Source organism: Streptomyces sp. SD15 (assembly GCF_054462255.1).
The window spans coordinates 12,502-35,006 of record NZ_JBTLMO010000042.1 but is presented as its reverse complement, the minus strand read 5'-3'; the positions used below and the strand labels follow the sequence as shown (position 1 = coordinate 35,006).

General features: G+C 71.0%; 19 protein-coding genes, 1 other RNA gene and 2 pseudogenes. 12 read left to right on the top strand and 10 right to left on the bottom strand.

Annotated features, from left to right (window positions below; genetic code table 11):
• Positions 1–148: 148 nt before the first annotated feature.
• From ACX28W_RS32395 to ACX28W_RS32385, 3 genes are read right to left on the bottom strand one after another with little or no spacing between them, the layout of a single operon-like run.
• Positions 149–1,432 (bottom strand): sensor histidine kinase, encoded by a 1,284-nt coding sequence (locus ACX28W_RS32395; protein WP_459003501.1) that lies wholly within the window; start codon positions 1,430–1,432, stop codon positions 149–151.
• A 27-nt stretch (positions 1,433–1,459) separates the two neighbouring features.
• Complete coding sequence (locus tag ACX28W_RS32390; RefSeq protein ID WP_459003499.1) at positions 1,460–2,179, bottom strand: ABC transporter permease; 720 nt, start codon at positions 2,177–2,179, stop codon at positions 1,460–1,462.
• Complete coding sequence (locus tag ACX28W_RS32385) at positions 2,179–3,168, bottom strand: ABC transporter ATP-binding protein (RefSeq protein ID WP_459003498.1); 990 nt, start codon at positions 3,166–3,168, stop codon at positions 2,179–2,181. Before ACX28W_RS32385 ends, ACX28W_RS32390 begins: the two co-directional genes overlap by 1 nt.
• Before the next feature lie 281 nt (positions 3,169–3,449).
• Here ACX28W_RS32385 and ACX28W_RS32380 point away from each other — a divergent pair, with 281 nt between their 5' ends.
• The 3 genes from ACX28W_RS32380 to ACX28W_RS32370 all read left to right on the top strand — a co-directional run bounded on the left by ACX28W_RS32380 (position 3,450) and on the right by ACX28W_RS32370 (position 6,482).
• Positions 3,450–4,307, top strand: coding sequence for a MaoC/PaaZ C-terminal domain-containing protein (locus ACX28W_RS32380; RefSeq protein WP_459003496.1), 858 nt, complete (start codon positions 3,450–3,452; stop codon positions 4,305–4,307).
• Positions 4,308–4,407: 100 nt separating this feature from the next.
• Positions 4,408–5,484, top strand: a complete 1,077-nt coding sequence (locus ACX28W_RS32375) for a Zn-dependent alcohol dehydrogenase (RefSeq protein WP_459003495.1) — start codon at positions 4,408–4,410, stop codon at positions 5,482–5,484.
• A 32-nt stretch (positions 5,485–5,516) separates the two neighbouring features.
• Positions 5,517–6,482 carry a 3-oxoacyl-ACP reductase gene (locus ACX28W_RS32370; protein ID WP_459003493.1) on the top strand — a complete coding sequence of 322 codons (966 nt, stop codon included), beginning with the start codon at positions 5,517–5,519 and terminating at the stop codon, positions 6,480–6,482.
• 91 nt (positions 6,483–6,573) lie between these two features.
• On the opposite strand, the gene ACX28W_RS32365 is transcribed toward ACX28W_RS32370, so the two are convergent.
• The gene (locus ACX28W_RS32365) at positions 6,574–6,750 is read right to left on the bottom strand and encodes a hypothetical protein (RefSeq protein WP_459003491.1); all 177 of its coding nucleotides are present in this window, start codon (positions 6,748–6,750) and stop codon (positions 6,574–6,576) included.
• Positions 6,751–7,027: 277 nt separating this feature from the next.
• A pseudogene (locus ACX28W_RS32360) lies at positions 7,028–8,215 on the bottom strand (hypothetical protein); the annotation flags it as partial.
• 276 nt (positions 8,216–8,491) lie between these two features.
• Here ACX28W_RS32360 and ACX28W_RS32355 point away from each other — a divergent pair.
• The 4 genes from ACX28W_RS32355 to ACX28W_RS32340 all read left to right on the top strand — a co-directional run bounded on the left by ACX28W_RS32355 (position 8,492) and on the right by ACX28W_RS32340 (position 11,956).
• The gene (locus tag ACX28W_RS32355) at positions 8,492–9,352 is read left to right on the top strand and encodes a Nif3-like dinuclear metal center hexameric protein (protein ID WP_459003489.1); all 861 of its coding nucleotides are present in this window, start codon (positions 8,492–8,494) and stop codon (positions 9,350–9,352) included.
• A complete protein-coding gene (locus ACX28W_RS32350; protein WP_459003562.1) occupies positions 9,349–10,092 on the top strand; it encodes a zinc ribbon domain-containing protein in 744 nt (247 codons plus the stop codon). Before ACX28W_RS32355 ends, ACX28W_RS32350 begins: the two co-directional genes overlap by 4 nt.
• A gap of 12 nt (positions 10,093–10,104) precedes the next feature.
• Entirely contained in the window at positions 10,105–11,463 is a 1,359-nt protein-coding gene (locus ACX28W_RS32345) for a bifunctional RNase H/acid phosphatase (RefSeq protein WP_459003488.1), read from the top strand.
• Positions 11,464–11,665: 202 nt separating this feature from the next.
• Positions 11,666–11,956, top strand: coding sequence for a hypothetical protein (locus ACX28W_RS32340; protein WP_459003487.1), 291 nt, complete (start codon positions 11,666–11,668; stop codon positions 11,954–11,956).
• Between the two features lie 54 nt (positions 11,957–12,010).
• Here the strand turns inward: ACX28W_RS32340 and eda are convergent, their stop codons facing one another.
• Both eda and yaaA read right to left on the bottom strand, forming a co-directional pair.
• On the bottom strand, positions 12,011–12,670 hold the full coding sequence (eda, locus tag ACX28W_RS32335; RefSeq protein ID WP_459003485.1) for a bifunctional 4-hydroxy-2-oxoglutarate aldolase/2-dehydro-3-deoxy-phosphogluconate aldolase: 660 nt from the start codon (positions 12,668–12,670) through the stop codon (positions 12,011–12,013).
• Positions 12,671–12,820: 150 nt separating this feature from the next.
• Complete coding sequence (yaaA, locus tag ACX28W_RS32330) at positions 12,821–13,621, bottom strand: peroxide stress protein YaaA (protein ID WP_459003484.1); 801 nt, start codon at positions 13,619–13,621, stop codon at positions 12,821–12,823.
• A 131-nt stretch (positions 13,622–13,752) separates the two neighbouring features.
• Between yaaA and ACX28W_RS32325 the strand changes: the two genes are divergently transcribed.
• From ACX28W_RS32325 to rnpB, 5 genes and pseudogenes are all read left to right on the top strand, one after another.
• Positions 13,753–15,192, top strand: coding sequence for an RNB domain-containing ribonuclease (locus tag ACX28W_RS32325; protein ID WP_459003483.1), 1,440 nt, complete (start codon positions 13,753–13,755; stop codon positions 15,190–15,192).
• Between the two features lie 128 nt (positions 15,193–15,320).
• On the top strand, positions 15,321–15,899 hold the full coding sequence (locus tag ACX28W_RS32320; protein ID WP_459003481.1) for a Uma2 family endonuclease: 579 nt from the start codon (positions 15,321–15,323) through the stop codon (positions 15,897–15,899).
• A gap of 74 nt (positions 15,900–15,973) precedes the next feature.
• Positions 15,974–16,801, top strand: a complete 828-nt coding sequence (locus ACX28W_RS32315; protein WP_459003480.1) for an AraC family ligand binding domain-containing protein — start codon at positions 15,974–15,976, stop codon at positions 16,799–16,801.
• Between the two features lie 19 nt (positions 16,802–16,820).
• Positions 16,821–17,648: pseudogene (locus ACX28W_RS32310) on the top strand (DMT family transporter); the annotation flags it as partial.
• A 64-nt stretch (positions 17,649–17,712) separates the two neighbouring features.
• Positions 17,713–18,114, top strand: an RNA gene (rnpB, locus tag ACX28W_RS32305) — RNase P RNA component class A.
• A 228-nt stretch (positions 18,115–18,342) separates the two neighbouring features.
• Here the strand turns inward: rnpB and ACX28W_RS32300 are convergent.
• From ACX28W_RS32300 to ACX28W_RS32290, 3 genes are all read right to left on the bottom strand, one after another.
• Positions 18,343–18,486 carry a hypothetical protein gene (locus ACX28W_RS32300; RefSeq protein WP_459003478.1) on the bottom strand — a complete coding sequence of 48 codons (144 nt, stop codon included), beginning with the start codon at positions 18,484–18,486 and terminating at the stop codon, positions 18,343–18,345.
• A 98-nt stretch (positions 18,487–18,584) separates the two neighbouring features.
• On the bottom strand, positions 18,585–18,776 hold the full coding sequence (locus ACX28W_RS32295; protein ID WP_459003476.1) for a hypothetical protein: 192 nt from the start codon (positions 18,774–18,776) through the stop codon (positions 18,585–18,587).
• A 234-nt stretch (positions 18,777–19,010) separates the two neighbouring features.
• A complete protein-coding gene (locus tag ACX28W_RS32290) occupies positions 19,011–22,481 on the bottom strand; it encodes a DNRLRE domain-containing protein (RefSeq protein ID WP_459003474.1) in 3,471 nt (1,156 codons plus the stop codon).
• Between the last annotated feature and the right edge of the window lie 24 nt (positions 22,482–22,505).

Below are 22,505 nucleotides of genomic sequence, written 5' to 3'. Positions count from 1 at the left end.
ATGCCGCGGGGGTGCACTCTCCCGGGATGCCTGGGGTGGGGCGGGCGCGGAGCGCACCGGTCTGCTTCGCCCCGGCGGGCGGCCCGGTCTGCTTCGGTCCGGGGGACGGAGCCTCCGGTGCCGTGCTGCCTCCCGGCGCCGGTCACGCTCACGCCCGTTGTTCGGAGGTTCCCCTCGGCTCCGTCAGGTCCGTCAACTCGGTGTCGTCCAGGGGGAGTTCAGCCGTGACCGTGAAGCCGCCACGGGTGCCCGGTCCCGCCTCCAGGGAGCCGCCCGCCGTAGCGAGGCGTTCGGTGAGGCCCTTCAGGCCGGTACCGCCGGTGCCGTCGATGCCGTCCACGGGGCGCTGGATGGAGACGCCGGTGCCGTTGTCGGTGATGGTCAGGCGGACGCGTTCGGGGGTCCCGTCGAGGGTGATCTCGCAGTGGGTCGCGCCGCTGTGCCGGACGACGTTGGTGACCGCCTCGCGGAGCACCCAGCCGAGGAGGGCCTCGGTCCGGGGGACGAGGGGCGGGCCGGACTGCCGTACCACCGGGTCGACCCCCACGGCGGACAGCGCGGAGCGGGCGCGGTCCAGTTCTGTGGTGAGGCTGCCCTCGCGGTAGCCGGTGACCGCCTCGCGTATCTCGGTCAGGGCCTGGCGGCCGACCGACTCGATGTCCGTGACCTGGACCAGGGCCGCCTCCAGGTCCCGGTGGGCGAGCCGCCGGGCCGCCTCCGACTTCACCACGATCACCGACAGGGTGTGGCCGAGCAGGTCGTGCAGATCGCGGGAGAAACGCAGGCGTTCCTGCTCGACGGCACGCCGGGCCAGTTCCTCGCGGGCCGCGCGCAGATCCCGTACCGCTTCGGCGAGGGAGAGGATCGCGGCCGTCACCATGGTGGACAGGAAGGTGCCGTACGCGATGTTGACCGCGTCCCAGCCGTCCCGGACAGCGGAGACGACACCCGCCAGCGCGCTCAGGCCGAGACCGGCCCTGCCGAGCCACCGGCCGCGCAGGATCGCCCCCGTCGCAAGGCCCAGCAGAGGGAAGAACAGCAGCCAGCTGCCGCCGTAGCCGATGGCGAGAGCGCAGGTCACCGCGGCCAGCAGGGCGAGTGCCAGGCGCGTGGAGCGGGCCTCGCGGGCCTCCTTCACGAAGGCGCGGAACACCACGTGGATGTAGAGGGAGTTGAAGGCGAGCAGGCCCAGGCCGCCGATCCAGGGGTTGGGGGTCTTGCCCTGGAAGAGGTTGGAGAAGGCGCCCATGCCCATCAGAAGCCAGGGCAGCAGGGCGAAGCCGGTGGGCGGCGGGCCAGGGTCCTCGGGCCGCTTCCCGGTCCTGCTCGCGGTCAGCTGGTCATCCTTGAACCTCTTCCTGTCACCCTTCCCCTGCCGCCGTGCCTCCTCCCACGCGTCCATCCGGCATGTCACGCCGCGTATCCATGACATCTCTGCGCTCCAGTCTCCGCTCCCGGTTCAGACGGACCGCGCGGCCCTGCGGTACGAGACCACAGCGTACGAACCGAAGGCCAGCAGCCAGCCGGTGAGGACCGCGACCGCGGCGAGCGTCGGCGCGCCACCGTCGGCGACGGACGTGCCGAGCTGGGCGAACCGGTTCGTGGGGGTGTAGGCGGACAGGTACCGCAGCCAGCCGGGGAAGAGCTCGAGCGGGAACCACAGGCCGCCCACCACCGAGAGCCCCAGGTTGCACACCATGTTCGCCACCCCGGTCCCCTGCGCGGTCAGCCGGTAGCCGTTGCCGAGGCCGAGCAGCGTGAAGGGGACCGAACCGAGCCACAGCAGCACCGCGATCGCGGCCCACTGCCAGACGTCCAGCCGTACGCCGTTGACCAGACCGCCCGCCGCCAGCACCGCGGCGATCGCGGGCAGCACGGTCACCGAGCCGGTCAGCGCCCGCCCCAGCACCACCTCGCGCGGTGTCATCGGTGTCACCCGTAGCTGCCGCAGCCAGCCGATGACCTTGTCCTCGGCGACCCCGCCCCCGGTGTTCAGGGCCGAGCCCACCGCACCGTACGCGGCCATGCCGACCATGGACGCGGTCTTCCAGCCGCCGTCGTCACCGCCACCGAGGTTGGTGAAGAGGAGGTACATCATCACCGGCATCGCGACGCAGCCGATCACGAAGCCGGTGTCGCGCAGCGTCCGGCGCACTTCGAGCCGCAGATAGTCCAGCATCACACCGTCTCCGGAACGCTTGAGGGACCACTTGAGTGAACGCTTGAGGGATCCATCGAGGGATCACTTGAGGGAACACGCGAAGTGGTGAGTGCCAGGAACGCTTCGTCCAGCGACGCGGGTACGACCTCCAGGCCGCGTATCGCACCCAGTCCGGCCAGCGCGATCACCGTCGCGTCCGAGTCCTCCGTCCGCAGCCGGGCCCGGTCCCCGCGCACCTCCACAGAGACCACGCCGGGCAGCAGCGCCAGGCCCTCCGTTCCGTGTCCCGCGAGGTCGAAGGAGACGAGATTGCCGCCCACCGCCCGCTTGAGTTGCTCCCCGGTGCCGTCGGCGGCGATCCGGCCGCGATCGATGACGACGATGCGGTCGGCGTGCGCGTCGGCCTCCTCCAGGTAGTGCGTGGAGAACAGGACGGTGTGGCCGCGGCGGGCGTACGCCCGCATCGAGTCCCAGAACGCGTGCCGTGCCTCCACGTCCAGCGCGGCGGTCGGCTCGTCGAGCACGATCAGCTCGGGGTTCCCGGCGAGCGCCACCGCGAACCGCACGCGCTGTGCCTGCCCGCCGGACAGCCGGTCGACGCGTCGCCCCGCCAGCTCCTCGATGCCCGCCAGCCGCAGCGCGTCGGCGACCGGCAGCGGCGCCGGATAGCGGCCCGCGACGAACGAGACCAGCTCGCGGACGGTGACGCGGGGCACCGGCCGCGCGTCCTGCAACATCGCGCCGACCCGCCCGGCGCACACCGCATCCTCCGGGCGCCCGCCGAACAGCGCGACCGATCCCTCGTCGGGCTCGTCCAGGCCGAGCAGCAGCGAGATGGTCGTCGACTTGCCCGCGCCGTTGCGCCCGAGCAGCGCGACCGTCTCACCCCGCGCCATGTCGAGGTCCACGCCGTCGACGGCGCGCACCGCGCCGAACGTCTTGACCGCCCCCGTGAAGGACACGGCGGGAGGTGTCGAGTCCCGCGCTGTCCCCGTCGTCTTCGTCATGGGTACGACGTTAGGGATCGGGGGCCGGGGTCCGGCAGATGCGCTTGTACGGGATCGGGCGGGACAAATGTCATGGGCGCGCACCCGGAGCCGTACGGCATCTGACATGCCGTCAGGAGTCTTCACAAGTCCTGGGGGCTGGGCTATACAGGGGGTCGCCGGACTGGAACGCGTTCTAGAGGACTGCCGGGGGCGGGTTCCGTGGCCCAGTGTCGACCTCGGTGCGGCCGACGGTGCGGACGGTCGCGCCGAGGTCTCTCGCGCTAGTGATCAGGAGCCCCATGCCCATTGACGCCGCCAAGGCCGTCGCCGCCGAGCCCCGCAGCGGCGAGATCACCTGGGATCGGAAGGACGTCCAGCTCTATCACCTGGGCCTCGGCGCGGGTGTCCCCGCGACCGACCCCGACGAGCTGCGCTACACCCTCGAATCCAGGCTGCACGTCCTGCCGAGCTTCGCGACCGTCGCGGGCGCGGGCTCACCGGGCGTGATCAGCGGCCTGTCCATGCCCGGAGTCGAGGTCGACCTCGCCCGCGTCCTGCACGGCGGCCAGCGCGTCGAACTGCACCGCCCGATCCCGGTCGAGGGCAAGGCCGTGGCCACCGGGCGCATCGCCGCCGTGTACGACAAGGGCAAGGCCGCGGTCCTGGTCATGCGCACCGAAGTCGCCGACGCCGAGGGTCCATTGTGGACGAACGACGCCCAGATCTTCGTACGGGGAGAAGGCGGGTGGGGCGGCGACAGGGGTCCCTCCACGCGCCTCGAACCGCCGACGGGCGAGCCCGACCGGACCGTCGAGCGGCCGATCCGCGAGGACCAGGCCCTCCTCTACCGGCTCTCCGGTGACCTCAACCCGCTGCACGCCGACCCTGAGTTCGCCAAGCTCGCCGGGTTCGACCGGCCGATCCTGCACGGGCTGTGCACCTACGGGATGACGCTCAAGGCGGTCGTCGACACGCTGCTCGGCGGGGACGTGACGCGCGTCCGCTCGTACACCACGCGTTTCGCCGGTGTCGTCTTCCCCGGCGAGACCCTGCGCATCCGGATGTGGCAGGGCAGCGGCGGGGTCCGGGTGGCGGTGAGCGCGGTCGAACGGGGCGACGCGCCGGTGCTGGCCGACACGATCGTCGAACATTCCTGAGCCCAGTACGAGCACGAGTACGAGTACGAGCACGAGTACGAGTACGAGTACGAGCACGAGCACGAGTACGTCCGAGGGGATTTCCGAGGGGAGCCGCACCATGCGCGCAGCCGTACAGCACGAGATAGGTCAGGACAAGCTCGACGTCGTCGACGACATCGAGGCGGTGGGCTTCGGGCCGGGCAGGGTGCGGATCCGGGTATGGGCCACGGGGCTGTGCCACTCGGACCTGTCCGCGATGAGCGGCGTGCTGCCGCAGCCCGCGCCGTTCGTGCCCGGTCACGAGGGCGCGGGCGAGATCCTCGAGGTCGGCGAAGGCGTCACCCACCTCAAGCCCGGTGACCGGGTCGTCGTCTGCTGGCTGCCGGCCTGCGGCTCCTGTCCGGCCTGCAAGCGCGGCCAGAGCCAGCTGTGCCTGGCTGGGTTCATGAACGCCGGCACGCCCAACTTCAAGCGGCCCGCAGGAGATGTCTTCGGCTTCGCCGGGACCGGCACCTTCACGGAAGAAATGGTGGTCGACGCGGGCTCGGCCGTACCGATCCCGGACGACGTGCCCTTCGACATCGCGGCCCTCATCGGCTGCGGGGTCACCACCGGACTCGGCGCCGCGCTCAACACCGCGGACGTGGAAGCCGGTTCGTCGGTCGCCGTGATCGGCTGCGGCGGCGTCGGTATCTCCGCGATCCAGGGCGCGCGGCTCAAGGGCGCCGCCGAGATCGTCGCCGTCGACCCGGTCGACTCGCGCCGCGAGGCCGCGCTCAAGTTCGGGGCCACGAAGGCGGTTGCGCCGGACGAGCTGCCCGACGCGAAGCAGCAGATCACCGGCGGCGAGGGCTTCGACTACGTCTTCGAGGTCGTCGGCCGCTCCGCCACCGCCCGCACCGCCTACGAGAACACCCGCCGTGGCGGCACCCTGGTCATCGTCGGCGTGGGCGCCATGGACGACTTTCTCCAGCTCAACATGTTCGAGCTGTTCTTCGACGAGAAGCGGATCCTGCCCTCGATGTACGGCGGCGGCGACGTCCTGCGTTCGTACGAGCGGACCGTCGCCCTGTGGCGCGCGGGCCGCATCGACCTGGAGAGCCTGATCACCCACCGGGTGCCGCTGGCCGGGATCAACGAGGCCCTCGACCAGATGCGGACGGGTGTCGCGCTGCGTACGTGCATCGAGATGTGATCCGCCAACTCTCCTGACCGGAAGGGTCCTTGATGTCACTGCCACTTGAGGGGCTGACCGCGATCGTCACCGGCGCGGGCCGCGGACTCGGCCGGGCCGAGGCGCTGGAACTCGGCCGGCTCGGCGCGGCCGTCGTCGTCAACGACTACGGGCAGCCCGGGCGGGACGGTTCCGGCGAGGCGTCCGCCACGCCCGCCGAGCAGGCCGCCGCCGAGATCCGTGCCGCGGGCGGCCGCGCCGTCGCCCACACCGGGGACGTCTCCGACCACGAACAGGCCCGCGTGCTGGTCGAGTTGGCGGTGGACGAGTTCGGGAAGCTCGACATCCTGGTCAACAACGCGGGCATCCTGCGCGACCGGATGGTCTTCTCGATGTCCGAGGACGAGTGGGACTCGGTCATCAAGGTCCATCTGAAAGGCCACTTCAACACGACCCACTTCGCGTCCGCGCACTGGCGGGCGCGGTCCAAGGCGGCGGACGGGCCGGTGTACGGGCGGATCGTGAACACCTCGTCGGAGGCGTTCCTCGCGGGCTCGGCGGGACAGCCCAATTACGCGGCGGCGAAAGGCGGGATCGTCGGCCTGACGACCTCGACCGCCCTCGCCCTCGCGAAGTACGGCGTGACGGCGAACGTCATCTGCCCACGCGCCCGGACCCGGATGACGGAGGATGTGTTCGCCGGTTTCGCCGAGCCCGATGGGGGGCTCGACGGGGGACTGGATCCGCTCGCGCCCGAGCATGTCGCCCCGCTCGTCGGCTACTTGGCCTCACCCGCGGCCGCGCACGTCAACGGACAGCTGCTCGTCGTACACGGCGGTATGGTCGCGATCGTCGAACGGCCGCGGGTGGCCGCCAAGTTCGACACCAAACAGGACGCCTTCACCTACGACGAACTCGACGGGCTGCTCACCCCGCACTACGCGGAGCGCCCGCGCGGCGAGACGTTCGCGGCAGCGGAGGTGCTGGCACTCAAGCACGCTCGGGAGGGCTCTTCTTGAGAGAACGGCCCCGCTCGCCGTCTTGAGAGAACGGCCCCGCTCGCCGTCTTGGGCGAGCGGGGCCGTATCGCTGGTGCGGTCGGACGTACTGTCAGGCCGACGTGTCCGGCCGGCCGGACGGCTTGCGGTGGCGGCCGTGCGGGGTCGCCTCGTAGTCCTGACCGGTGACCGGGTTGTCCTGACCGGAGACCGGTCCCCGGTGCTTGCCGTGACCTGCGGCCTCCTGGGTGTCGGTGACCGGCGGTTCTATGGTGCTGGTGTTGTTCATGTGAATGTCTTCACCCCGTTAAACAAGATCCTTACTTTGCAGCCGGAGGAGTCTAACCGGTGGTCACGACCGGGGTGCGGGCGGGCGGCTTTTCCTCGCCCCCGCCGCCCTCGCTGCCCCTGCCCGGTCCCGTCCCCTGGGGGACCGGCTCCCAGCCCCCCGGATTGGCTCGGGGGACCCGCACCCAGACCCCCGGATCGGTCTGGGGCACCCGCTCCCAGACCCCCGGATTGCCCTGGACGGCCCCGTCTTCGATCGCCCGACGGGCGGGAGGCAGGAGCCGCCCCTTCAAAGGCGCCTGTTGGAGCGGTACAGGGCGAGCGGCGCCCCCCTCCGGGAGAGCGGCGACCGGCTCCGGGTGAGCGGCGACCGGCTCCGGGTGAGCGGCGACCCGCTCCGGGGGACGCGGATCACCGAGGTCCGCGTCCCCCGTCGCCGCCCCCACGGGCGCCTCCACTCTCGCCAGGCCGCACGGCACCGCCCCCGTCGCGTACGGCAGATGGAGCACCCCCTCCCTGGTCCACAGGCCGGTGCCCGCCAACCATCCCTCGGGCGCCCGGAGATGGTGGACCTGGCGCTCGGCGGGCCGCCACACGCCCACCCAGGTGCCGGCCGGGCCGTCGATGCGCAGGGCCACCGCGCAGCTCTCCGGCGTCAGCACCTGCCCCGGCTGGATCGCGAAGGGCGTCACCACACAGTCCGTCGCGTGCAGGCACTCCGGGAAACGGACCGGCAGTGTGCTCCCCAGCACGCCCCAGCCCACCCGCTCGTGCCCCGGTGACGGCGCGTCCGAGCGGATCAGCAGCAGCCCGCTGTCGGCGTCCGCGAGCAGCAGCCGGTCGTTGCTGTCCTCGGCGATCTGCAGCAGCGGCGACATCTCGCCGCCGCGCTCCAGGTCGACGACCACCGTCTTGGTCCGGCCGCCCTGGCAGCGGTCCAGGGCCAGCAGGCGTCCGGTGCCGTCCAGCCATACTCCGCCCGTGCAGCGGCCCGGCAGCTCGGCCAGGTGCTCGGGACCGAAGGCGCCGCCCGCCACCAGCCACACCGCCGTGGATCCCCGGCCCACGGCGAGGGCGTACGCGCTCTCGCCGTCCGGCGAGGGCGGCAGCAGCCGCAGTTCGGTGCCCTCGTCCGGGCACTCCACCGCGCCGAGCGGCAGTTCGCCGGTGCCCGGCCCGGTCGGGTAGAGCAGCGAGAAGGTGTGCCTGGTGCCCGCCAGACGGTGGATCAGCACCCGCCCGTCGGTCATCGGCAGCACCTCGGTACCGGGCTCCTCCGGCTGGTGGGACGGCAGCGGTACGGCGTACGGCTCGGGGCCGTCCAGCGTCCAACGCTCCGGGAACCAGGACTCGCCGTCGAGGGTGAGACGTGCCGCGTAGGTTCCGTCCGCGGTGATCACGCACGCGGGGCGGGCGGCCCGCTCCCGCTCGTGTTCCGCCGCGCGCTGGGTCGCACAGGCCGTCATCGTTCGGTCACCTCCGGCGACGAAGCTAGTTTTCGCACGCACAGACGGGGGACCGACGGGCTGCCGCGTCACACATAAGGGTGGCCAAATCGCGATTCGCCTGAGGGAACGGGGGCGGGTGTGCTGGGCGGGGTGGAGAGTGGCCGATGACGGGCCATTCCGATTCCTTTGCGAAGATCACTGCAGCCATCAATTGAGCAACCACGACGGCGGGCGACCACGTCCGCGAGAGCGGCGCCGGTTCAGGCGCAAGGAGCAGCCAGGTAGCCTTGGCTCGTGCCCCGCCTGTCTGAAGTCATCGCCGCGCTCGACGCCCTCTGGCCCCCCGAGTGGGCCGAGGGATGGGACGCGGTCGGCACGGTCTGCGGCGACCCGGGCCAGGAGGTCACGCGCGTCCTGTTCGCCGTCGACCCGGTCCAGGACATCGTCGACGAAGCGGTGAAGCTGGGCGCCGACCTGCTGGTCACCCACCACCCGCTCTATCTGCGCGGCACGACGACGGTCGCGGCCGACACCTTCAAGGGCCGGGTCGTCCACACCCTGATCAAGAACGACATCGCGCTGCACGTCGCGCACACCAATGCCGACCGCGCCGATCCGGGAGTCTCGGACGCCCTCGCGGGCGCGCTCGACCTTCGTGTCGTACGCCCCCTGGTGCCGGACCCGACCGACCCGGAGGGCCGCCGGGGCCTCGGCCGCGTCTGTGAGCTGGACCACCCGCTGACCGTCCGTGAACTCGCCGCGCGCGCCGCCGAGCGGTTGCCGGCCACCGCGCAGGGCATCCGCGTCGCGGGCGACCCCGACGCGCTGGTGCGGACCGTGGCCGTCAGCGGCGGCTCCGGCGACAGCCTCTTCGACGACGTGCGCGCCGCGGGCGTCGACGCCTTCCTCACCGCGGACCTGCGCCACCACCCGGCGTCAGAGTTCACAGCGGATCGCGCCCACAGTCCTCTCGCGCTGCTCGACGCGGCGCACTGGGCCACCGAGTGGCCCTGGTGCGAGCTGGCCGCCGCCCAGCTCGACGAGATTTCCGACCGCCATCGATGGGGCCTCAGGGTCCACGTCTCGAAGACGGTCACCGACCCCTGGACCGCCCACGCGGCCTCCACCATCACACCTGCAGGAGCCCCCAACTGAACGCCGCGCACGCTGACCAGATCCGACTTCTCGACGTCCAGGACCTCGACGTACGCCTGCAGCAGCTCGCGCACAAGCGGAGGTCGCTTCCCGAGCACGCCGAGATCGAGTCGCTGAACAAGGACCTCACGCAGCTGCGTGACCTGCTCGTCGCCGCGACGACCGAGGAGAGCGACTGCGCCCGCGAGCAGATCAAGGCGGAGCAGGACGTCGACCAGGTGCGCCAGCGCGCCGTCCGCGACCAGAAGCGCCTCGACTCGGGTGCCGTGTCGTCCCCCAAGGACCTGGAGAACCTCCAGCGCGAGATCACCTCCCTCGCCAAGCGGCAGGGCGACCTGGAGGATGTCGTCCTCGAGGTCATGGAGCGCCGCGAGTCCGCGCAGGAGCGGGTCGCCGAGCTGACCGAGCGGGTCTCCTCCGTGCAGTCGAAGATCGACGACGCGACGGGTCGGCGGGATGCCGCGTTCGAGTCCCTCGACAGCGAGACGGCGTCCGTGACCAAGGAGCGCGAGGTCATCGCGGCCACCGTCCCCGCCGACCTGCTGAAGCTCTACGACAAGCTGCGCCAGCAGCAGGGCGGCGTCGGTGCGGCCAAGCTCTACCAGCGCCGCTGTGAGGGCTGCCGCCTGGAGCTCAACATCACCGAGGTCAACGAGGTGAAGGCGGCCTCCCCGGACACGGTGCTGCGCTGCGAGAACTGCCGCCGCATCCTGGTGCGCACGTCCGAGTCCGGCCTGTAAGGGGCTTGTGGCGTGCGGGAGTTCATCGTCGAGGCCGATGGCGGTTCCCGGGGCAACCCGGGGCCCGCGGGGTACGGCTCCGTGGTCATCGACGCGGCCACGGGGGAGACGCTGGTGGAGGCCGCCGAGTACATCGGCATCGCCACCAACAATGTCGCCGAGTACCGGGGCCTGGTGGCCGGCCTGCGGGCGGCCCACGAACTGGACCCGACCGCCAGGGTCCGGGTCCGGATGGACTCCAAGCTCGTCGTCGAGCAGATGTCGGGCCGCTGGAAGATCAAACACCCCGACATGAAGCCGCTGGCGGCGGAGGCGTCCCGCGTCTTCCCGCCCGCCCAGGTCACCTACGAGTGGATCCCGCGCGAGCAGAACAAGCACGCGGACCGGCTGGCCAACGAGGCGATGGATGCCGGTAAGCGCGGCGAGCAGTGGTCCCCGTCGGCGTCGACGGCGGAGCTGGACACCGAGCCGAGACGTGTGCCCGGGGACGCGGCGGCAGGCGCGGCAAAGGCGCGTGCGGCGCTGAAGGCGCCGGGTCCTGGAGCGCCCCGCAAGGGGCGCGGGGAACTGCGCGACCAGCCCCCGCCGGCCCGCAGCCTGACGACCCCCGAAAGCCACCCGTCACCAGGCGGCGGAGCCGCGCAGGCCCAGACCGCAGGCGACGTGCGGGCCGCGCGAAACGTGGCGACCGCGCCGAGCGCGGCAACCGACGCACCGACCGTGGGCTGGGGCGCACCCCCCGACCTCGGCGCCCCCGCCACCTTCGTACTGCTGCGCCACGGCGAGACCCCCCTCACCCCCCAGAAGCGCTTCTCGGGCAGCGGCGGGAGCGATCCGTCGCTGTCGGACGTGGGCCGGGAACAGGCCGAGCGGGTCGCCGCGGCACTGGCGGCGCGCGGGACGATCCAGGCGATCGTGTCGTCGCCGCTGACCCGGACCCGGGAGACCGCGGGGGCCGTCGCCGCCCGCCTCGGGCTCGACGTGGTCGTCGAGGACGGGCTGCGCGAGACGGACTTCGGTGCCTGGGAGGGGCTGACGTTCGGCGAGGCGCGCGAGCGCTACCCGGACGATCTGAACGCCTGGCTCGCCTCCCCGAAGGCCGAACCGACCGGCGGCGGCGAGAGCTTCGCGGCGACCGCCCGCCGTATCGCCACCACCCGCGACAAGCTCATCGCCTCGTACGCGGGCCGCACCGTCCTCCTCGTCACCCACGTCACCCCGATCAAGACGCTCGTACGCCTCGCGATCGGCGCCCCGCCGGAGTCCCTGTTCCGCATGGAGCTGTCCGCGGCGTCCCTGTCGGCGGTGGCGTACTACGCGGACGGCAACGCGAGCCTGCGCCTCTTCAACGACACATCCCACCTGCGCTGAGACGCCATCCGCTTGTCGATCACGGGGGTGGCCTGGTCGAACAGGGCTCCTGATCGGGTGATCGCGTGCGTCGTGCGGGCCTGCCGAGGGGCGCGGAATCGCCAACTGTCCCTCACAAAAGGACTGTTGGAGAGTCGGATGTGGCGAATGCATACTTGGGGCCACGAGGCTGACGCCGCCGATCTGCAGCGCAGGGAGACCGATGAGTGCCGCCCACCGTGGCAAACGCAGTGCCACGCTGCCGCCCCGCGCATGGGTCGTGCTCGCGGCGTCCGTCGGGTTGATCGCACTCTCCGGCGCGGCCGTGTCGGCCACGGTCCCGGACGCGGGGGGCTCCGACGGCGTGGACATGGACCGCGAGACGCCGTCCCGCGAGGAGGTCCTCGAGTACTGGACTCCGGAGCGGGTGAAACAGGCGAAGCCCGCCGAGATGCCGGTGCTGCCGGTGGAGTGCGTGGGCTGGCAATGGTTCGTCCGCCCGCACTGCTGGTGATCTCGACCGACGGGTGTGCCCCGGCGCCGAGACGGCCGCCCGGTCGCCCGTTCGTCAGTTGCGCAGCGCCGCCGCCGCTCGCGCCAGGGCCTCGATCCGCCCCCAGTCCCGCGCGGCGATCGCGTCGTCCGGGAGCATCCAACTCCCGCCCACGCACCCGACGTTGGGCAGGGCCAGATACTCCGGCGCGCAGGTGGGGCTGATGCCCCCCGTCGGGCAGAACCGTGCCTGCGGAAGCGGTCCGGCCAGCGACCTGAGATACGCCGTCCCGCCCGCGGCCTGAGCCGGGAAGAACTTCATCTCCCGCACCCCGCGCTCCAGCAGCGCCACGACCTCCGACGTCGTGGACACCCCCGGCAGGAACGGCACCCCGGACGCCTTCATGGCAGTGAGCAGTACGTCCGTCCAGCCGGGGCTGACCAGAAAACGGGCCCCGGCGGCCACGCACTGGTGCACCTGCGCCGGTGACAGGACGGTGCCCGCGCCGACCACCGCGTCCGGCACCTCCGCCGCGATCGCCCGGATCGCGTCCAGCGCGGCGCCCGTGCGCAGGGTCACCTCGATGGCGGGCAGCCCGCCCGCGACCAGCGCCCGCGCCAGTGGCACGGCATCCGCGGCGTCCGTGAGCACGGCGACCGGCATGACGGGCGCGAGATCCAGCACGGAGGCGGAGGACGGGGACATGGGTGTGGACGCGGGCAGCGGCGAAGTCATGCTCCGCATCCTGCCTGGGGTGTGCAACATGCGCAAAGAGTGTTGCACAGAATGCAATGCGCGCGGCCCGAAAGGTCAGCGGACCTGTCGTCCCGAAGGGTCAGTGGACCTGTCGTCCCGAAAGTTCAGTGGACCTCTCGTCCCGAAGGGTCAGTGGACCTCCGTCACCACCACATCCAGCGCCCACGGCCTGCCCGCCTTGCCCGGAGCCTGCGCCTCCACCACGTACCCGAGGTCCCGCAGCGCCTCCAGCAGCCCGGCCGGGTCCTTCGGCGCCGCGCCCGCGGTGAGCAGGCTGCGCACGATCTTCCCCTTCGTCGCCTTGTTGAAGTGGCTGACGACGGACCGCTTCTCGACCCCGTTCACGATCTGGGAGTGCAGCACCCGCACCGTCGCCGTCCGCAAGGCGACCTCACCCTTGGGCTTCCACGCGGCCCCGTACGCCGAGGACCGCAGATCGAGCACCAGCCCGTCACCGGCCGCCTCGGGGAGGGCGGTGGCCATCGGCGTACGCCAGTGCGCGCCCAGCGCCCCGAGCCCGGGCAGCTTGACGCCCATCGAGCAGCGGTACGACGGGATACGGTCCGTCACCCGGACCGCCCCCCACAGCCCCGAGAACACCAGCAGCGAACGGCTCGCGCGCCGTTTGGCGGCCGCGTCCAGCGAGGCCAGGTCGAGGGCGTCGTACAGGACCCCCGTGTAGATCTCCCCGGCCGGGCGCGCGCCCGCGGTCCGCAGCTCCGTGTTCTTGGCGATCTCGCCGCGCAGCCCCTCGCTCAGCCCGAGCACCTCACGGGCCTTCTCCTCGTCGCCGGCGCACAGCTCGACCAGCTCGTCGAGGACCGCCTGACGTGCCTCGGCGAGCCCGGGCAGGGACAGCGACTCCGGCTTCAGCGCGGTTCCGCGGCCGGAGGGGGCCTTGCCTTCGGAGGGAGGCAGCAGCACGAGCACGGTGTAGATCTCCTAACGGTGGTGTGGCCCTGCGCCAGCCTAAGGGGTGCCCACTGGGCCCGAAGGCGCTGCCCGCCCGGCTTCAAGGTCCTCGGGGTGCCGCCTCGATCAGCGCGACCTACGCTCGGCCTATGCCCCGCCGCCACATGCGCGTCACCGGCGCCCCGGAGGCTCCCCTGCGGGCCGCCCTGCGCGCACTGCGAACCGAGCTCGGTGCGCCCGAGAGCTTCCCGCCCGACGTACTCGCCGAGGCCGCCCGGCCACCCCGCCTGCCCGCCTACGACGCGACGGACATCCCTTTCTTCACCATCGACCCGCCGACGTCCAACGACCTCGACCAGGCGATGCACCTCTCCCGGCACGCCCGGAACGGCGGCGGCTACCGCGTCCGGTACGCGATCGCCGACGTCGCCGCCTTCGTGGCACCCGGCGGCGCCCTGGACGCCGAGGCCCACCGCCGCGTGACCACCCTCTACTTCCCCGACGGGAAGATCCCCCTCCACCCGACCCGGCTCTCCGAGGGCAGCGCCAGCCTCCTCCCGGACCAGACCTGCCCGGCCGTCCTGTGGACGATCGACCTCGACGAGCACGGCCGCGCGGTCGCCACCGACGTACGCCGGGCCCTCGTACGCAGCCGCGCCAAGCTCGACTACGCGCACGCGCAGAAGCAGATCGACGAAGGGACGGCGGAGGCGCCGCTCGCCCTCCTCAAGGACATCGGGGAGCTGCGGGAGCAACTGGAGATGGAGCGCGGCGGCATCTCGCTCCACGTCCCCGAGCAGGAGATCGTCGAGCGCGAGGACACCTACGAACTCGTCTACCGCGCCCCGCTCCCCGCCGACGCCTGGAACGCCCAGATCTCCCTGCTCACCGGGATGGCGGCGGCCGAGCTGATGATCGCCCACGGCACCGGCGTACTGCGCACCCTGCCCGCCGCCCCGGACGGCGCGGTGGGCCGACTGCGCCGGACCGCGAAGGCACTGCGCATCGACTGGCCGCACCACGTCTCGTACGCGCAACTCGTCCGCGCCCTCGACCCCCATGTGCCGCACTACGCGGCCTTCCTCCAGGAGTGCACGACGCTGCTGCGCGGCGCGGGCTACACGGTCTTCCGCGACGGCCTGCTCCCGGAGGTCACCTCGCACGCGGCGGTCGCCGCGCCCTACGCCCACTGCACGGCCCCGCTGCGCCGCCTCGCCGACCGCTACGCCTCGGAGATCTGCCTCGCCGCCGCCGCGGACCAGGCGCCCCCCGACTGGGTTCTCACCGCCCTCGACGCGCTGCCCAAGGAGATGGCCGACGGCAGCCGGCGCGCGGGCACCGTCGAGCGCGAATGCGTCGACATCATCGAGGCCGCGCTGCTCAAGGACCGGGTCGGCGACCTCTTCGAGGGGTGCGTGGTGGACGTACACGAGAATGAACCCACCGTCGGGACAGTGCAGTTGGAGTCACCGGCGGTGTTCGCGCGGATCGAGGGCGGCACGACGGAACTGCCGCTGGGCGAGCGGCTCCGCGTCCGGCTCACGCAGGCCGATCCGGGCGCGGCGAAGGTGCAGTTCGCGCCGGCGTGAGTGCCCGGCGGGCCGACCCTGACGGCAGCCTTGATCGTGTGCCACGATCGAGGGAACAGTTCCCGATTTCATGGACGGGTGATCCCTCGATGTCCCAGTCTGGCGATCGACCGAAGGAGGGGCGTGACATGACTGCCATGGCACAAGAGCCGCTCGTGCAGGCGGAGGTCCTGCTGGAGGGCTTTCTCGCCCTGGATACCCCGGAGGGTTTCCGGGCGGAGCTGATCGAGGGGGAAATTGTCGTGACGCCGCCGCCGGACGGGGACCACGAAGACCACATCGAGCTGATCGTGAGCCAGGTGTACAGGCGGTCCCAGACCGACATGCAGTTCTCCGGGAACAAGGGACTGAAGTTGAAGAGCGGGGGTGCCTGCCCGAAGAACCACGCGATCCCGGACGCGACCTTCGCCCCCAGGGAACTGCGCCTCTTCCGGGGCGCCGACTCCTGGATGCCCTGCGAGGGCGTCGCCATGGTCGTCGAAGTCACGTCCACCAAGCCAGGGGCCGACCGAGAGGCCAAGCGCCGCTGCTACGCGCGCGGCGGCATCCCGCTCTACCTGCTCATCGACCGCGACGCCTCCTCACTGACGCTCTTCAGCGACCCTGAGAAGGACGACTACCGGCAGCTCTGCACGCTCCCCTTCGGCAAGTCACTCGCCCTCCCGGAACCGTTTGCCTTCGACCTGGACACGACAGACTTCTTGTAGCAGCCCGGACCCGGCGGCGGTATGGAAGCGGGGGCCTCAGGTGTTGCACCCCTGAGGCTTCGAGGGAGGCGCCCATGCCCGTACGCGAAGAGGCCCGCTGGACCCGCGCCATCCTCGGACGGGACGGCCGCCCCCTCGACCTGCTGACCGCCCGCTTCGACCAGCACCGCTACGCGCCGCACGCCCACGAGGAGTTCACCATCGGCGTCTCCGTCGGCGGCTCCGAGCTCATCGACTACCGGGGCGGCCGCATCCGCACCGGCCTCGGCTCGATCGTCGTACTGGCCCCCGGCGAAATACACACCGGTGGCCCGGCCACCCGCGACGGCTTCGCCTATCGGGCCCTGTACGCCGAGCCGTCCCTGCTCACCGAGGGCATCCTCGGCGGCGTCCCGCATTTCCGCGACCCCCTCCTCGACGACCCGGACCTGGCCGCCGCCCTGCGCACCGCGCACACTCAACTCAGCGCCTGCCCCGACCCGTTGGAAGCCGAGTCCCGCCTCCCCTGGCTGCTCACCGCCCTCGCCCGCCGCCACTCCACGGCCCGCCCGGCGTGCGACACGGTCCCGGGAGGGGCGCACATCGCCCACGCCGTACGCGACCGCCTCGCCGACGAACTCCAGGCACCCCCGTCCCTCGCCTCCCTCGCCACCGACCTCGGCCTGTCCCGCTACCAGCTCCTGCGCGCCTTCCGTACGACGATGGGGATACCGCCGTACGCCTGGCTCGCCCAGCACCGGGTGAACCGGGCCCGCGGCCTGCTGGAGTCCGGGCTGAGACCGGCGGAGGTGGCCGGACTGGTGGGCTTCGCGGACCAGGCGCATCTGACGCGCTGGTTCCGCCGGGTGCTGGGGGTGACCCCGGCGGCGTACCGCAACAGCGTTCAAGACACCCACCGGTGAGGCGTCCGAAACTGCCCGCATGACTGCACGCGGCTGGTTCCTGTTCTCCCTGATGGGAGTGGTCTGGGGCATCCCCTACCTGATGATCAAAGTGGCGGTGGACGGAGTGTCCCCGTCGACGGTGGTGTTCACGCGCTGCGCGCTGGGCGCGGCTCTGCTCCTGCCCTTCGCGATCCACCAAGGGGGCCTGACCCGAACCGTACGAACCCACTGGCGCCCCATGCTGGCCTTCGCGGTCATCGAGATCGTGGTCCCCTGGTGGACCCTGACGGACGCCGAGCGTCACCTCTCCAGCTCCACGGCGGGTCTCCTGATCGCGGGCGTGCCGATCGTCGGCGTCGTCGCGGCCCGCCTGCTCGGCGACACGGAACGGCTCGGCGCCCGCCGCGTCACGGGCCTCGCCCTCGGCCTGTCCGGCGTCGCGGTCCTCACCGTCCCGCACCTGACCGGCGGCGACGCCCGCTCACTCGCCGAGGTGCTGCTGACGGTCGTCGGCTACGCGACGGCACCGGTGATAGTGGCGCGCCATCTGAAGGACGTCCCCTCGCTCCACCTCACGGCCGCCTGCCTGACCCTGGCGGCGCTGGTCTACGCCCCCGCGGCAGCGGCCACCCGCCCCTCCGAGCTCCCCTCCCCGCAGATCCTGGCCTCCCTCGCCGGCCTGGGCGTCATCTGCACCGCGGTCGCCTTCGTGGCCTTCCTGGAACTGATCAAGGAGGCGGGCCCGACGCGGGCGACGGTCATCACGTACGTCAACCCGGCCGTAGCGGTGGCCGCGGGAGCCCTCTTCCTGAACGAACGCCTGACCCCCGGCGTCCTCGCAGCCTTCACCCTCATCCTGGCCGGCTCGGTACTGGCGACAGCCGGCCCGAGGAGCGCCAAGCGCCCGGTACCATGGTCCACACGGCAGACGAGCCGGGCGGACGGCCGCGTGGAGGCCCTTGTGGACCTCCCCGAGGAACGTCCGGGCTCCACAGGGCAGGGTGATGGCTAACGGCCACCCGGGGTGACCCGCGGGACAGTGCCACAGAAAACAGACCGCCGGGGACCTCGGTCCTCGGTAAGGGTGAAACGGTGGTGTAAGAGACCACCAGCGCCTGAGGCGACTCAGGCGGCTAGGTAAACCCCACCCGGAGCAAGGTCAAAAGGAAGTACCTCGGTGCTTCTGCGCGGACGTTCGAGGGCTGCCCGCCCGAGTCCGCGGGTAGACCGCACGAGGCCGGCGGCAACGCCGGCCCTAGATGGATGGCCGTCTCCCCGGCCGCCGCGAGGCGCCCGGGCGACAGAACCCGGCGTACAGCCCGACTCGTCTGCCGCCACCTGCGGCTTCACCTCGGAAAAGGCCTCTGACCTGCGTCGGGGGCCCTTCTTGCCGCGTTGGGCGGCGAAAAGTCCCTCGGAAGTCCCTCAGACAGGGCTGAAAGTCCCTGAAAAGTTCCAGGAGCAGTGGCGCGGGCGACGCCTCTGGGCAGGGCGTTTGCGACAGCCATCGGACCTCATGCTGGAAACGCCCACCTCGGGGCAGTCTTGGATGGGAGGGATTACGCGGTCTCGGCGCTGGGGATCGTGTCGGTCCGCGCGGCCCATTCGGCACGGGCGGCGGCGAGCCGGGGGTGCATCGCGCGAAGTTCTTCCAGCTGCCCGGCCACCTTCTCGATGAACTCCGTCAGTTGGTCCGGATCCATCGGGCGGGTGGTGTGCGGGCGAGATGTGCGCGGCTGTGGACCGCACTGTTTTCCTTGCTCTTCCTGCAGCTTGAAAGGGCTCGTGCGGCCGACCTGCGTCAGCGGACGCCGGCACAGTGCAGGTGGGCGAGAACGATCACGGTCATCCGTCCCGCATCCAGCTTGCGCCAGCGGGAGTTGATCTTCCGGAGGTGGCCGCGGAGCAGGTCGGTGACCAATGTCAAGGTGACGCTCGACAGTGGCAGGCGACACTGGAAGACAACTTCGGTCGGCTGGAATTCCTTCTTCACGCAAGACCCCAACTTCACGGGGTCGCCGGTGAGCTATGCGCGGGGCGGTGCATGTGCCGCTTGCTGTGCCTCGGGAACCCATGCTCCGGGATCAGCAGCACTCGCCCGCCTTCGGTGGCCTGTTCCAACGCCTCAGCTCGCTCTTCCTGGTCAAGGGACTGGCGTTCTTGGCCCTTGGGCGACCTCGGCGGTTGACCCGGGTAGCACCTACGAGCCACCCGGGTCACCCACGGATCAGCCGATCGTCTTCACATTCGCCCAGTTGCCGGTTCCGATGACGGTGACAGGGGCGGCGTGCGTGGTACGGCCACCGGGGTAGAAGCGGACTCCCCCGTCGGCCATGAACGCCCAGAAGTCGGGGATCTTGTCCATGTTCACGTCTCCACCGCCTGCGAACAGCTTGATGTTGCTGCGGTTCCAGCCGCTGGTTCCGTACACGTCGTCGACTCCGTTGGCAGAGTCCGCAGCGGCGGCGATGGATCCCAGATCGACCCCACCGGCGTCGGCCTTGATGCCGGTGCGCAATAGCAGTCGTCCGCTGGCGTCGGTGCGGTACAGGAGGTCGGTCACCCCGTCGCCGCTGATGTCGCGCACCATTACGAGATCCCGGTCGACCCAGGCGCTGCTGGCCAGCCGGTTCGCCGTCTGGTATGAGGCGCCGTTGTAGCCGGTGAACGCCCAGAACTCACCGCCGATGAGGACGAAGAGGTCGGGCTTGGAGTCGTTGCCGACGACATCGCCAGCGGCGACGATCTGCGTGTATGTGGCGGGGTCGGGGGCGTTTGAGGGCAGGACGATCTGCTGCCGTTCATCGGTGTTGACACCTCCGTAGCCATCGCCCGGGTACAGCCACAACTTGCCTTCCCGGCGAGCGATCAGGTCCTCGACCCCGTCACCGGGGTAGGCGTCGCCGAGGTGGGTGATCAGGGCGTCCTGCCAGTCGCCGGCGGGAGCGGAGACATAGGCGGGGTCGTCGGAGTCGGCGGGGTCCCGTTCGGGATTGGCCCGGTAGGCCGCGGGCATGGAGGCGAACAGGTCGCCCGTCCCCTTGGTCAGTTCGGTGGTGGCTTCGGACGGGTAGAGCCGCAGGTTGTTGTCGCCGTTCACGGTGAAGAGGTCGGGAAGCTTGTCCCCGGTGAAGTCGCCGGCGGCGTCGGCCGTGTCCCGTGGTTTGACGTAGAAGAAGTACTTCGACGGCTGGGACGGGTTGCCGGCGCTATCGACGGCACGGACGTACAGGACGTTGGGGCCGGCCTGGGGCGGCTTGACGTCCGTGACGGTGACCGTCAGCGGGTCGGTGCTCTTGCGGTTGGCGCTGCGGTCGTAGGAGCCGTTGAACCCGTAGTCGAAGTGGACGGCGTCGGCGGAACTCTTGAAGGTGAAAGTGCCCTGGGTGCCGAACCGCTTCTCGCTCCAGCGGTTGTCGCCGCTGTCGTCCGTGTCGCCGTCCCTGTTGGCGTCGGCGGCGGGGAAGTCCGGCGAACCCACCGTGGGAGAGCTCGGGGGAGTGCCGTCGAAGGTGAACCGACACGGGGTCGTGCCCTTGGGCGCGTTGGTGGAGGACGCTCCGCGCTTGTCGATGGAGCGTGCCTGCCAGGAGTAGGTCTTGCCGGTCTGGAACTTGCTCGACGGGATCTCCGCTGTATGGACGCGGGCCTTGGAACCGCCCTCCGCACCGACCGAGATGTCGACGCTCGCCACCTCGTTGTCGGCGTCGCCCGTGGGCCACACATCAAAGTGGATCTTGGAGAGGTTGCCGTCCGGGTCGGTTGCGCTTGCCCAGAACGCGACCGCGGTCTTGCCGACATTGACGTACTTGCCGTCCTTGTCCGCCGTCGTGTCGCAGTACAGCTCGGGGTCCATGTCCAGGTTGGTGGGCTCCCTGGGCGGCCGGTTGTAATCGAGTTCGACGTACGGGCCGCTCTGGCCGTCGGCCTGGAACTTCTTCCAGGCGTACTGGTCGTTCTCATAGCGCGCCCGAAGCCCCAGGGTGAGGGTGCCCCAGCCGCCGTCGACCGCTCGCTCGGCCGCTTCCTTCACGTTGAAGGCGACGTATTCGTCCGGGCAGCGGGAGGACCGGTAGCCGTGAGCCACGTCCTTGGAATCCAGCCGCTCGTACCACGTGGGCTGGTTGGCCCAGGTGGTGTCGTCGTCGATGGCTCCGGTCCGGTAGACGTCGACGGTGCGTCCGTCGCAGGACCATGAGTAGGTCTCAAGGGTATACAGGGTCGCGCTGTAGATCTTGGCGCCCTTCAGCTTCGGATCCCAGTCGATGGTGAAGAAGGATCGGGAAGTGCCCCAGGTGTCCGACTCGTATCCGACGCGTGCCTCGTGGGTGCCGGAGTTGAAGCCCTTGCCGTTGTAGAAGTTCGCCTTCGGGTAGTTGTCGTAGGCGGTGGTCCAGTCGTCGGAGTGCTTCTTGATGGAAGGGTCGATGAACACGGGGTAGACCGTGTCGTCGGCGGTCAGCAGTTTCTGGCTCGGGGTGAGGCTCCAGGTGCCCTCGTCCAGGGAAGCGCCGACGAGCGAGCCGTGTGACGCGGGCTGCGGCCCGTCGAGGCCGGGCAGGGCGAGCGTGCCACTGTCGGAGGGCGCGACGGTGGGCTCGGCCGGCACGGACGGTGACGGGCCGGTGGGAGCCGTGGGAAGCGAGGACTCCGGAGCCTCGTCCGTGGCCGGGGGACGGCTTTCGGGGGTGGGGTCCGGCTCGTCGTTGGACGCCGGGGGAGGAGTCGACGTGGTTGCCTCGGACGGCGATTCGGCGTCCGAGGACTCCTCGCCAGCAGGCTCCTCAGCAGGAGATGCGGTGTCGCTCGGCTCAGGAGGAGCCTCGTCCGAGCCTACCGTGCCGTCGGTTTTTGCGGAGTGGCCCGCGGAGTCCCACATGAGGGGGGTCGGGGAGACGCTCACCACCCGGCCCGCTGCGTCCTCGGCGCTCACCAAGCGCGATTTGGGATCGAGACGGAACGTCAGATCGGGGGAGGTGAGACCGTAGGCGATGGAAGCGATTCGGGGATCGGTGGCCGCCTCCCGGTTCTTGACGACCAGTAACTGGGCGAATCCCAGGTCGTCGGCGGTCAGAACCAGATCGACACCCGGAATGATCTCGGAGTACAGAGCGCGTGCGCCTTCGACGACCGGCTCGGGTACCTCACCGGGCCAGGTAAGGACGACATCGTGCCCGCCCGTTGTCAGGGTGACCAGAGGGTTTCCGGGTGCGTCGGCAACCTGAGGGCCCGTCAAGAAGGAACGCCGGAAGTCTGATCGCGAGGCACGGTCCCGGTCATCGCCCTTACTTCCGGCGGAGAAGACCATGCGGGCGTTGGTGGCCCTGGGCGCCCAGCCGTTCTCGACTCGGGCCAGTGTGGTGTCGATGTCCCGCCAGCGGCCTTCCACCTTCGCACGGACGGGACTGGCGTGCATCCGCTGACGCAGGGTGCCCTCAGGTGTGGCCCAAGTGGTGGAGTACGCCGTCCGCAGGGCCGTGATCTCGACGCGCTTGCCTGTCTTCGTCGCGCGCGCCATGGCGTCGGCTTCCCTGATCGGCCGGTTGGTGTCGCCCACTTGAGCGCGCGGGGCGTCGGGGGGACGCTCGGACTGAGTGCCCGTCAGGCTTGTGTAGGCGAGACCGCCAGCCAGAACTGCGCCGATCACCACCGCGGCCGTGGTGCGGCGACCCACTCTGTGCGCCCATTTCCCGGACATGAAGAACTCCCCCCTGGCGCGTGG